General features: G+C 64.8%; 9 protein-coding genes. 7 read left to right on the top strand and 2 right to left on the bottom strand.

Annotation, left to right across the window (positions count from 1 at the left end; all coding sequences use genetic code 11):
* Positions 1 to 52 precede the first annotated feature (52 nt).
* Both AB4Z47_RS25620 and AB4Z47_RS25615 read left to right on the top strand, forming a co-directional pair.
* Complete coding sequence (locus AB4Z47_RS25620; RefSeq protein ID WP_441954340.1) at positions 53 to 694, top strand: hypothetical protein; 642 nt, start codon at positions 53 to 55, stop codon at positions 692 to 694.
* A 457-nt stretch (positions 695 to 1,151) separates the two neighbouring features.
* Complete coding sequence (locus AB4Z47_RS25615; protein ID WP_441954338.1) at positions 1,152 to 2,039, top strand: class I SAM-dependent methyltransferase; 888 nt, start codon at positions 1,152 to 1,154, stop codon at positions 2,037 to 2,039.
* Positions 2,040 to 2,125: 86 nt separating this feature from the next.
* Here the strand turns inward: AB4Z47_RS25615 and AB4Z47_RS25610 are convergent, their stop codons facing one another.
* Complete coding sequence (locus AB4Z47_RS25610) at positions 2,126 to 3,697, bottom strand: MDR family MFS transporter (RefSeq protein ID WP_441954336.1); 1,572 nt, start codon at positions 3,695 to 3,697, stop codon at positions 2,126 to 2,128.
* Positions 3,694 to 4,332 carry a TetR/AcrR family transcriptional regulator gene (locus tag AB4Z47_RS25605; RefSeq protein WP_441954334.1) on the bottom strand — a complete coding sequence of 213 codons (639 nt, stop codon included), beginning with the start codon at positions 4,330 to 4,332 and terminating at the stop codon, positions 3,694 to 3,696. Before AB4Z47_RS25605 ends, AB4Z47_RS25610 begins: the two co-directional genes overlap by 4 nt.
* 142 nt (positions 4,333 to 4,474) lie before the next feature.
* Between AB4Z47_RS25605 and AB4Z47_RS25600 the strand changes: the two genes are divergently transcribed.
* The 5 genes from AB4Z47_RS25600 (at position 4,475) to leuD (ending at position 11,274) form a co-directional block, all read left to right on the top strand.
* Positions 4,475 to 5,896: a purine-cytosine permease family protein gene (locus AB4Z47_RS25600; protein WP_441954332.1), complete on the top strand. Its 1,422-nt coding sequence runs from the start codon at positions 4,475 to 4,477 to the stop codon at positions 5,894 to 5,896.
* A gap of 498 nt (positions 5,897 to 6,394) precedes the next feature.
* Positions 6,395 to 7,744 carry a Rieske 2Fe-2S domain-containing protein gene (locus tag AB4Z47_RS25595; protein ID WP_441954330.1) on the top strand — a complete coding sequence of 450 codons (1,350 nt, stop codon included), beginning with the start codon at positions 6,395 to 6,397 and terminating at the stop codon, positions 7,742 to 7,744.
* Positions 7,734 to 9,266, top strand: a complete 1,533-nt coding sequence (locus tag AB4Z47_RS25590; RefSeq protein ID WP_441954328.1) for a class I adenylate-forming enzyme family protein — start codon at positions 7,734 to 7,736, stop codon at positions 9,264 to 9,266. The genes AB4Z47_RS25595 and AB4Z47_RS25590 overlap by 11 nt, the downstream gene beginning before the upstream one ends.
* Complete coding sequence (locus AB4Z47_RS25585) at positions 9,266 to 10,672, top strand: 3-isopropylmalate dehydratase large subunit (RefSeq protein WP_441954326.1); 1,407 nt, start codon at positions 9,266 to 9,268, stop codon at positions 10,670 to 10,672. The genes AB4Z47_RS25590 and AB4Z47_RS25585 overlap by 1 nt, the downstream gene beginning before the upstream one ends.
* Positions 10,672 to 11,274 (top strand): 3-isopropylmalate dehydratase small subunit, encoded by a 603-nt coding sequence (gene leuD, locus AB4Z47_RS25580; protein ID WP_441954324.1) that lies wholly within the window; start codon positions 10,672 to 10,674, stop codon positions 11,272 to 11,274. The genes AB4Z47_RS25585 and leuD overlap by 1 nt, the downstream gene beginning before the upstream one ends.
* Positions 11,275 to 11,294: the final 20 nt, after the last annotated feature.

Below are 11,294 nucleotides of genomic sequence, written 5' to 3'. Positions count from 1 at the left end.
CGCTCATCGAGCCGACGGGGTGCGGGAACCCCCGCACGACACAGGAGGCGAGATGACGGTCCGGGTGCGGCAGGCGGCGCTGGACGACCTGGACGAGATCATGGCCGTCGAACAGGACTGGGAGGAATCCCAGCGGGCGAGCCGAGACCAGATGATGGCTCGCCTGCGCGCGTTCCCTGAGGGATTCTGGATTTTCGAGCAGCACGACGAGGTCGTCGGCACGTTGATGGGCTTCCCCATGCGATACACGGCGGACAGGATTTCCGAACTCAGCGATTGGGACACGGTGACCGGCCACGGCTATTACCCCGAGATCGACTTGGACAGCGCGAACGCCATCTACCTTGCTTCCGGCTCGCTGAAGCGCAGCGCGCGTGGCGGCACGGCATACGCGGTGATGATGGAGACCCCGGTCGAACTGGCCAAGCGATTCGCGCTGAACTATGTCCTCACCGGAGCCAAGATCCCCGGCTACGACGCCTACTGCCGCCGGTTCGGCGAAATCGACGCCCGCGACTACGCGTTTCGTCAGCTCGGTGGCTGCCTCGTCGATCCGTTCCTGGAAATGTACCGGGGACACGACTATCTGGTGCCCGACCGCAAGCACATCGTCCCCAACTACTACCCGGATCCGCCGAGCAGGGATTACGGCGCGATCGTGGTGCGGAGCGTGCGGGACACGCCCGGGCGATGATCGTCATCGAGCCGCCAGGCGAAGGGCAAGTGCACTGTCAGCAGCCAGACTGGTATCGACGTGCGGCCATCGCTCTCGTCCCGAGTATCGGTGCCGGCGAAGTCCTGGAAGCTCGGGGGAGGCACGACCGGTAGCCGGTGGTGTCCTCCCCACCGGCGAACCCCACCGAAGACGAAACCGAACACCAGCAGAGGCCGGTCGCCGGCCAGTTCGGCCATGGGGGCGACGGTACAGGCGCCGGGACCGCTCTGCGCGAGCGAGATGCCGCGTTGCTGCAAGTATGCGCCTCATCCTGTCAAGGACCCGGTCGTCGTAGAATCGCGAGTAGATGGGTGATTCCGGCTTGGTGCGAACGAGTAGCTCGGTGTGAGGCCGTCGAGTGCGCGGCACTCTTCGCCGTCCTGCTGGTTGGTTGTCACGTCCACGTATGTCGACAAGATCGGTAGGTGTTTCGGCTATGCGAACTGATGGAGACGTGTGGGACATCGTCAGCAGTGTGGGGCTCACCGCGTTGGGGGTCGCGACGTTTCGGGCATTGGAGGCGGCCGATCCCGATCCGTTGATCCAGGACGATTACGCGCCACTGTTCGTCGAGGCTGCAGGTGAACCGCATTTCACCGGGTTATTGGCCGATCCCTCCGCGTTGGCTGGTACGCCGTTGGTTCCCGGTTTCATGGGTTTTCGGACGAAATTTTTCGACGAGTTCTTCTTGTCGGCCGTCGCGAACGGGGTGCGGCAGGCGGTGATCGTGGCCGCAGGGTTGGATGCGCGGGCGTATCGCCTCGACTGGCCGTCGGGTACCACGGTGTTCGAGATCGACCAGCCGAAGGTGTTGGAGTTCAAAGAGAAAGTGCTCGTCGAACACGATGCGGAACCGAAGGCCGATCGACGGGCGGTGGCGGTGGACCTGCGAGAGGACTGGCCTGCTGCCCTCGAGGCAGCGGGCTTCGATCCCGACAAGCCCACCGCATGGTCGGCAGAAGGACTGCTGCCGTATCTTCCTGGTGCGGCGCAGGACGCATTATTCGAGCAGATCGTCGAGCTCTCCGCACGTGGCAGCCGCCTCGGCGTGGAGAGCTTCGTGACCGGAACCGATGTCAAACGCTTCGCGACCATCGAGTCGAAGTATTTCGACAAGGCCCTGTTCGGCGATATCGACCTGGCTGAGCTGTTCTACGACGACGAGCGGGCCGACCCGGCGCAATGGTTGGCCGAAAGCGGCTGGTCGGTACAGACATTCAGTCCAGCGGAGCTGGCCAGAGCCTATGGTCGATCGGCTCCGGAGCTCCCCGACGAGCTTACCGAGCTGTGGCAGCAACCCCGGTATCTGAGCGCAGTGCGTTAGCCACGGTCTCGGCGGCTCCCTCGATGCGTCGGTGCTACGCCTCAGTGCTCGGCGACGAGCTCCGGTTCCAGATCGGGATCCGGCTGCTACGCGTCTTCTTCCATAACCGCTTCGCCGCGGGCGACCATGCCCGCCTCGTCGGACAGCTTCATGTGCGGAATGAACAGCGCGAGCACGAATGCGATCACCACGCCCGGAATCAGATACCAGAAACCGGGGACCAGGGCGTCGACATACGACCCGACGATCGCGTCGTGCAGGCCCTCGGGCAGGTTCTTGACCACCGATGGCACCAGCGCACTCGGGTCGAGTTTCGCCTGGACCGCCTCCGGACCGTGCGTCCGGAATACATCGGTGAGACCTTCGGTCAACCGGTTGGTGAAAATCGAACCGAAAATAGCGACACCGAGTGCGCCACCCATCTCGCGGAAGTAGTTGTTGGCGCTGGTCGCGGTGCCGATCTGGTTGGGTGACACCGCGTTCTGCACGACGAGCACGATGATCTGCATCATCAGACCGAGGCCCGCGCCCATCACGAAGAGCATCGCCGAAACCACCCACATCGGGGTGTCGGCGTCCAGGCGCGTCAGCCACAGCATGTCCACGAACATGAGCGCCGCGCCCAGCGGCGGATAGACCTTGTAGCGACCGGTCTTGGTGACCATCGTCATCGAAGAGATCAGGGTGATCATCAGACCGACCATCATCGGTATCAACAACAGCCCGGAGACGGAAGCGGAAGCGCCGGTGGCCATTTGGAGATAGGTCGGAATGAAGGCGAGCGCCGCGAACATCACCAGGCCGACCAGAAACCCGATCGCCGAGGTCAACACGAACGTCCGATTGCGGAACAACCACAGCGGCAGCATCGGCTCCTCGGCCCGGGCCTCCACCATCACGAACGCGGCCACGATCACCACGAACGCGGCGATCATCGTCACCATCACCGTCGAACCCCAGGCGTACTGCTTGCCGCCCCAGTCGGTGATCAGGATCAGCAGCGTGGTCGCGGCCGACATCAGCACGACACCGGGGTAGTCGGGCCGGGTCTTGGGGCGGTGGCTGGGAATGCTCAGGTAGCGGAAGGCAATGAACAGCGCGGCAATACCGATCGGGACATTGATCCAGAAGCACCAGCGCCAGCCGAGGTGATCGGCGAAGAAGCCGCCGAGCAGCGGGCCCGCGACCGAAGTGATCCCGAAGATGGCGCCCATCGGGGCCATGTACTTGCCGCGATCCTTCGCGGGCACCACGTCGGCAATGATGGCCTGTGCCAGGATCATCAGGCCGCCACCACCCACGCCCTGCAGGCCGCGGAAGGTGATGAACTCCCAGAAACTCGTCGACGCGGCGGCGCCGACGGAGGCGATGGTGAAGATGGTGATCGCGAACAGGAACGGCCAGCGCCTGCCGAAAAGGTCACCGAATTTTCCGTAGATCGGCATCATGATGGTGGTCGCCAGCAGATATGACGTTGCGGTCCAGGCCATATGGGAGATGCCACCGAGATCGCCGACGATGGTCGGCATGGCGGTGCCGACGATCGTCTGATCGAGGCTGGCCAAGAACATGCCCGCGATCAGCGCGGCGAAGATGAGCCCGATCCGCCTCTGGGTCAGGACAATAGGGGCGGGCGGCGATTCAGCGGTCGTGGTCATTCGGCACGTCTCCTTTTCCTGCCCGCCGGCTCGAACAGCCGGGCGGCCATTGCACAGTGGTCGCGTATCGCCGCGACCAGCGATACACTCGGATCACCCGCCGAGGACATCGCCGCCCTCGTGGTGATGGTTGTCATGACTCCCGCTGCGAGCGAAGCGAATTCGGGTGAAACCTCGCTACCCAGCCGTGTCGAGAGAAGTTCGCTCACGGTGGCTTCCAACCGGACGCCGGCGGCGATGATGGCCGCGAGCACCCGCGGTTCGGTCTTGATGATCTCGGTGACCAACGAAATTCCCTCGCGTACTTCGTTTTCTGGTTCGAATCCCGCGGCGAAAAGCCAGGTGAGATCGTCCATGAGCACACCGGTCGGTCCGCCGGCGGTGAACTGCTCCCGCAATTCCGGTGTGCCGATCTCGCCGACCGGGCCCACTACCGCGTCCATCTTCGTCTCGTAGTAGTTGAAAAACGTACGCGGCGATACACCGACGGCTCGCGCGATGTCCTCGACGGTCGTGGCATCGAGCCCCCGCTCGACCGTCTGCCGTCGCGCGGCCATACAAAGGTCGAGCTGGGTCCGCAGCTTCTTCTGTTCGCGCAACCCGATCGTTGGCTCCGCACGCTTCGACGGGGACATGTGCAAAATTTAGCACAAACTGCAAAATTTCAGAAACTGCAAGTTCTGGTCCGTGGTTGCGTCCCGGATTGACGGCCGCCGAGTCGGCGCTGCCAATTCAACCTCTGTTGAATGAGCCGTTGATTGACGGTACATTCACCGAATGAACGAAGCCGGTGCTACCGACTCCGATTCGTGGTTGCGGCGAGTGGGTGGCGAAGTCGAGACGGTCGGCGTGGCGCCCGTACCCGACAGTCAACGCACTGCCACACCGGGAAGGTTGTTCACTGTCTGGGCCATGACGTCCGGCTCCGCGATGACACCACTGATCGGCGCGATTCTGTATCCCTTCGGGCTCTGGTACATGATCGGCGCGATTGTGGTGAGTTGGCTGATCTTCCTGATTCCCTGTGGCCTGTTCTCCGAGATGGGCCGTGAGCTGCCGCTCACGGCGTTGGTGGTCGCTCGCCGCACCTACGGATGGTCGGCGACATTTCTGCTCTCGGCGCTGTTCTCCTTCGTCAACATGGTGTTTTTCGGGCTGAACACGGCCACTGGCGCCCTCATCATCGCGGCGCTGTGGCACACCGCTGCGACACCGTGGTACTGGATCGTCGGCGGGATCGATATCGTGCTCGTGTTGTTCGGGTTCAAGTGGCTCGAGTACTTCTACCGCTACACGGCGCTGCTGTTCATCGTCTGCTACGCCGCGCTGACCGTCTACCTGGCGACGCACTACTCGCTGCACGCTCCGCGCCAGACCGCTCCGATGGCATGGGGCACGGCGGTTTCCGCGGTCGCCGGGTTCTCGATTCTCTCCTGGACATATAAGACGTCGACGATTTCGCGCTTCTGCTTGCCTGCCGACCGGACGGTCAAGCGGACCTGGTATTTCGTGATGCCGAGCCTCGGGATCATGATGCCCAACGTGATCATGGGCGTGATGGGCGCCTACTCGCAGGAGGCGATCGGCGACTGGAACATCGCCGTCCTCGGCGCGCAGATCACAGGGTGGGGCGCGGTGGCGGCGATCGGCGCGGCGCTTGCCGTACTGCATACCAACGCCATGAACCTCTATCCCTCGACCGTCGACCTGCTCGTGACTCTCAACACCGTGCGCAAACCGCGCAGCTGGGAACAGCCCGTCGTCACGGTCGTCCTCGGCGTGCTCGGTGTCCTGCTGGCTCAGGCCGGCATCCTGGCGCACGCCGAGGCGTTCGTCACCGGCGCGGGTGAGCTGCTCGGCCCGTTCGCCTTCGTCATGATCGTCGACTGGCTGTGGGGCTTGGTCGACAAACGCGACGTCAACAGCTACTTCCGCCCTGCGGGTGGCTTCGCCGACCGATGGCGCATCCCGGCACTCGCCTGCTTCCTCGCAGGTTTTGCGGTGAATTTCTGGGGGAAGGATTTCCTACCCGAGGGCTTCTATCAGACGGTGCCGCTCAGCCTGGTCGGGTCTCTCGTCGCGGGCGTCGCGTACGGAGCCGTTCTCGGGACGCGCCGCGGTAGCTCGGGCAGGCGACGTCCCGGCTTCGAGGTAATCGCCGACCGGAACCCGGAAGAACAGCCGGTGCGGAGGATTTAGGCTTGTCTCTCAACGTATTCGGTGGTTCTGCGCGATCGCGACGCGGGATCTGCATAGGGTCTCCGTACGCACGGCCTCCTGGGCTGGTTGGGCTGCGCGACACGCTGTTTCGCGCTTGCAGTACCGGGCGCCGCCGCGGTCTATCACTGGATCGACCTACCGATGATGCACCGTTTCGCCTGTCATTCGACGAACGGAACTTTCGCCAGTTTGCCAGGCACGGCGGCGGGCACCATCTGTACCAACGCTGATTATCCCAATCCTGTTGGGCTGGTCCGCATTCGAATCCATCGCTGTCCCAGTTCCAGCATCGAGTGTGCTGCCGTGTCGTCCGTCCTCTCTGTGGTGGCGCACCGAAAAATCATGCCTAGCAGTGCAATTGCCCACACTGTCGAGTCCACGCGGTGGCCAGGGAAACTATCGCACCCATTGATCGGGCCGTTAGCTAGTGGTACGTTACCTGAGTCACATGCCGCTCGGGAGAGTCGAGGGTGCCCGATGTTGAAATCATCCGACAACGAACGCCTGGTGCGGGTGGGTAGCGGAACCCCGATGGGCGAATTGATGCGTCGATACTGGCATCCGATCGCGCCCGTCGCGGAACTGGACGCCAACCCGCTGCGCACGAAAGAGGTGCGCCTACTCGGCGAAGATCTGGTGCTGTTCCGTGATCGCAGTGGGCGACTGGGGCTGATCGATCGCTACTGTTCGCACCGTCGGGTGAACCTCGCGCTCGGCATGGTCGAGCAGGACGGCATCCGATGCCCATACCACGGTTGGAAGTTCGCCGCCGACGGTTCGTGTATCGACCAGCCTTTCGAGCTGACCGTGCAGGGCAACGATCATTTCGCCCGTAGCTGTGGCATACCCGGGTATCCGGTCCAAGAGCTGGCGGGGCTGGTGTGGGCATATCTCGGCGCCGGTCCCGCACCGCTGCTGCCGCGGTGGGCGCCGCTGGTGTGGGACGAGGCCGTGCGTGACATCTCCATTGCCGAGCTACCGTGCAATTGGCTGCAGTGCCAGGAGAATTCGCTCGATCCGGTGCACACCGAGTGGCTGCATACCAACTACCCGAACTATCTGCGCCAGGTCACGAACATGGGGGACGAGACCCGGTTCGAAGGGCTCGGTCCGACAGCGGGCAAGCGGCATCGCCGAATTCGCTTCTATGACTTCGAATACGGCATGGCCAAGGCGCGGATGGTGGAGGGCGACACCGGAACCGAGGAGGACTGGACCGTCGGCCATCCGGTGATCTTTCCGCATATCCTCGTCACCGGCTGCCAGTTCGCCTACACGATGCAATTCCGGGTGCCGATCGACGACACGCACACCAACCACATCTCGCTCTACGTCTTTCCGACGGCGCCCGGAACCAAAGCTCCTCGGCAGCAGCAGATCCCGTATCGCTATGTGCCGCTGAAGGACGAATTCGGCGACTGGATCCTGAATTTCAGTTTCAACCAGGACTACATGGCCTGGGTGGAGCAGGGTGCCATCGCCGAGCGCGATCGGGAGAAGCTGGGCGTCTCCGACACCGGCATCATCAAGTACCGCAAGCTGCTTTTACGCGAACTGCGCAAGCTGGAGCAGGGTGACGAGCCGATGAACGTCTTCCGGGATCCGGCGGCCAACGTCTGTGTCGACTTCCCTCGCGAGCGCATCAAACACGGCATGGTCACCCGCCCGATCTACAAGCCAGGACCGGGTGAGGTCAGCGGAATCGCGGGCGAATACGGCTGGAGTTCCGACACCGAACTCATCGAGCAAGCCCTTGCCACCTGGGACACGATTCCCGAACACGCCCGTCCGGCCCGCGCGAGGGAGACCGGGCCGCATGTTCGGTGAACGACTCGCGACCGCCATTGCCGCCTGGCCGGACCACCGCCCCGCCGTCGTCGACGAAGAACACACGCCCCCGCGAGTGATGACGTTCGGTGAGCTTCGGATGGCGATCCGCCGATACCGAAGGCAACTCGCCGCGCTCGGCGTCGGCCCCGGCCACCTGGTGCCGCTGCTCACCCGGCAGACCCCGGAATCCGTCGCGGTGGCCTGCGCGCTACTACTGCAAGGCGCCGCGTTCTGCTTCCTCAGCGAACGGTTTTCGCCCGGTGATCGACGATGGCTCATCGAGCAGATGGATCCCGTCGGAGTGCTCGTCGACGAATTCGGCACCGGGCTGCTGTCGGACCACGACCGGTCCGCATTCCCCCCGATTCGAGTGCGGCCCGGCGGCCTCGATCCGTCGGCAGACCAGGTTCGCGCCGGTTCGGCGGGTTTTCCCGGCATCGCGGAGGCACACTTCTCCTCCGGGTCGACCGGGCGCCCGAAAGCCGTCCTCGGCACCCGTCGGGGGTTGGAGCACTTCGCCGACGTACAGATCGCCGGGAGCGGCATCACGGCGAACGACCGGCTGTTGTGCAACGTCGGTTTCGGCAGCAATCTCGGACTCGTCCAGATCTTCAGCGCGCTGTTCACCGGCGCGGCACTACATTTGAGCCGGGCCAGAGGCAAGGAACTCGGCGACGTGATCAGGCGGTCGGGGATCACCGGCCTCGGCGGGTCCACGCCGATGTGGACGGCCGCGCTGGCGACCGGCGCCGTCGACGAGCCGCTGTTCGGCGACGCGCCGACGCTGCGCTACATCTTCACCGGTGGACTGCACATGCCGCGTTCACGTCTGCGGCAACTGTTCGCCCGTCTCGGTCCCGGTGTACGCGTCTTCGAGATCTACGGACAGGCCGAGGTGCGGCAGATGACGCACTTTCCGATCAACGCACCGGAGCACCGGCACCGGATCGACAGTGTCGGACGGGCTGTCGAGGGCTCCACGCTGTTCATCGCGCGCGATGAACAGGCACTGGCACCGGTCGGGATCGTCGGCGAGATCGCCCATATCGGGCCCGGGATCATGCACGGCTATCTCGGCCAGCCGGAACTGACGGCGACCCAGCTGCGTACCCACGGCGCCTTCCCCGGACAGACGGTGGTGTACACCGGCGACCTCGGCTACCAGGACGAAGACGGCTACGTCTACCTCAAGAGCCGTGGCTCCCGGGTGATCACGCTCGACGACGGTACCCGGGTCTGGCCCACCGAGGTCGAGAGTGCGCTCGCCACGCACCCCGCGGTTGTCGATGCCGTCGCGGTGGGCGTGCGCGTGGACGGCCGTAGCGCGGTCGCCGTCGCCGTGCTGGCTCGCGAGGGTGTCGAGGCGGCCGCGCTGCGGACCGAACTGGAACCCGCGCTACCCACATCCGTGGTGCCGGCGCACATCGCGATCTGGCCGGAACTACCCGCCACGCCGAACGGAAAACCCGCTGTCGCACAAATCGCGACGATGCTGGCCGCCGAGATCGACGGTGCGTAATGGACACGACGACGCGAAAAGCGCCCGCAAGCGTCATCGACAAGATCTGGGCGCAGCACGTCGTGGCAGACCTCGGCGGTGGCGCCTGTGTCCTCCATATCGATCGCCTCATGCTGCACGACCGCGGTGGTGGACTGGTGTTGCGCAAGCTGACCGAGGCGGGCACGCCCGTGGCGCGACCGGAGTCGGTGTTCGCGACGATCGATCACGTCGTGGAGACGAAGCCCGGCCGCACCGATCGGACATCGGTGCCGGGTGGTGCGACATTCATCGGTGAACTGCGCGCGGGAGCGCGCCGGCACGCGCTGCGGCTGTTCGACGTGAACGACCCCGGCCAGGGAATCGTCCATGTGATCTCGCCGGAGACCGGGATCGCGTTGCCGGGAATGACGTTGTCGTGCAATGACAGTCACACCTGCACGGTCGGCGGTGTCGGGGCGCTCGGCTGGGGCGTCGGCACGACGGAGCTGGAGTACGCGCTCGCCACCGGATGTGCGCTGATGGAAGCGCCACGCCCGATGCGGATCGAGTTGACCGGATCGACTCCGGCGGGCACGACCGCCAAAGACGTGGTGTTACATCTGATCGGTGTGGTCGGCGCCGACGGGGCACGCGGATATGTAGTCGAATTCGCCGGAAACGTGGTGCGGCGTATGTCGATCGATGAGCGTTTGACGATCTGCAATATGGCCGTGGAATTCGGTGCCCGCACCGCGATTGTCGCCCCGGACGACACCACCTTCGAGTTCGTGTCCGGCACACCGCATGCCCCGAAGGGTGCCGCCTGGGACCAAGCGCTGAATCAGTGGCGTGCCCTGTCCTCGGATCCCGGTGCACCCTATGCTGCGACACTGTCGGTCACCTGCGATTCTATTGCCCCGCAGGTGACTTGGGGGACGAGCCCGGCGCAAGTCGTCTCGGTTCACGGCTGTGTCCCCGCGCCCGAAGGAATACGGGCCGACGACATCGACCGGGCGCTGCGCTATATGGGGCTCGCGCCCGGACAGCCGGTTCTCGGCATACCGATCGACGTGGCGTTCATCGGATCCTGCACGAACAGTCGCCTGTCGGATCTGCGTGCGGCTGCGGCGGTGCTGCGCGGTCGGACGGTCGCCCCAGGCGTGCAAGCGATCTGCGTGCCCGGTTCACAGGAGGTGAAGCGCCGAGCCGAACTCGAGGGTCTCGCCGAGGTGTTCGTCGCCGCGGGCTTCGCTTGGCGGGAGCCGGGGTGCTCGATGTGCTTTTACGCCGGAGGGGAAGGATTCGGTGGCCGCCGCGTGATCACGACCACGAACCGGAACTTCGAGCACCGCCAGGGGCCGGCGGCGCGCTCCCACCTGGCCAGTCCGGCTACCGTCGCCGCCTCGGCGGTGGCCGGCGCGATCACTGACCCGAGAGCGCTCTGATGGCAGGCTCGACCCGCACCGGGGTCGTTGCGCCCCTGCTTATCGATAATGTGAACACCGATCTCATCATCCGTTCCCGCGACATTCCGCCCCGTGCGGGTGACGACTGCGGCCGGCACCTGTTCGCCTGCTGGCGGGGCCGGGCCGGTGCGCCGTTCGTGTTGGACCGCCCGGAATTTCGCGCGGCGAGCCTGCTGCTGACCGGGGCGAACTTCGGCTGCGGCAGTTCCAGAGAGGCCGCGGTCTGGGCGCTGCGGGACGCCGGCATCGAAGCGATCATCGCGCCGAGCTTCGGATCCATCTTCGCCGCCAACTGCGTGCAGAACCAGATCGTGCCCGTGGTCTTGCCGAGCAGCTGGATCGGCGAGATCGCCACCATGATCACCGCGCACACGACCAGCGCCCTCACCATCGACATCGAGCGGTCCACGGTCGTGCTCCCGGACGGGCGCTCGGTGCGATTCGAGCTGACGACTCTGCAGCGCACGCTGCTGGGTACCGGCCACACGGCCATCGACCTGATCCGTGCGCACAGCAGCGCCATCGCCGACTTCCAGTCTCGCGACCAGCACCGTCGACCGTGGGTCTACCAGGGTCGATAACCATCATCGGAGAGGACGTC

The organism is Nocardia sp. 2TAF39 (assembly GCF_052114905.1).
Taxonomy (GTDB): Bacteria; Actinomycetota; Actinomycetes; order Mycobacteriales; family Mycobacteriaceae; genus Nocardia.
The sequence above is the reverse complement of the archived record's forward strand: the minus strand, read 5'-3'. Positions and strand labels throughout refer to the sequence as shown.

Excerpts from the sequence above, each read along its gene's own strand:
- AB4Z47_RS25620 (WP_441954340.1), top strand. The coding sequence starts at position 53 with ATGACGGTCCGGGTGCGGCAGGCGGCGCTGGACGACCTGGACGAGATC.
- AB4Z47_RS25615 (WP_441954338.1), top strand. The coding sequence starts at position 1,152 with ATGCGAACTGATGGAGACGTGTGGGACATCGTCAGCAGTGTGGGGCTC.
- AB4Z47_RS25610 (WP_441954336.1), bottom strand. The coding sequence starts at position 3,697 with ATGACCACGACCGCTGAATCGCCGCCCGCCCCTATTGTCCTGACCCAG.
- AB4Z47_RS25605 (WP_441954334.1), bottom strand. The coding sequence starts at position 4,332 with ATGTCCCCGTCGAAGCGTGCGGAGCCAACGATCGGGTTGCGCGAACAG.
- AB4Z47_RS25600 (WP_441954332.1), top strand. The coding sequence starts at position 4,475 with ATGAACGAAGCCGGTGCTACCGACTCCGATTCGTGGTTGCGGCGAGTG.
- AB4Z47_RS25595 (WP_441954330.1), top strand. The coding sequence starts at position 6,395 with ATGTTGAAATCATCCGACAACGAACGCCTGGTGCGGGTGGGTAGCGGA.
- AB4Z47_RS25590 (WP_441954328.1), top strand. The coding sequence starts at position 7,734 with ATGTTCGGTGAACGACTCGCGACCGCCATTGCCGCCTGGCCGGACCAC.
- AB4Z47_RS25585 (WP_441954326.1), top strand. The coding sequence starts at position 9,266 with ATGGACACGACGACGCGAAAAGCGCCCGCAAGCGTCATCGACAAGATC.
- leuD (WP_441954324.1), top strand. The coding sequence starts at position 10,672 with ATGGCAGGCTCGACCCGCACCGGGGTCGTTGCGCCCCTGCTTATCGAT.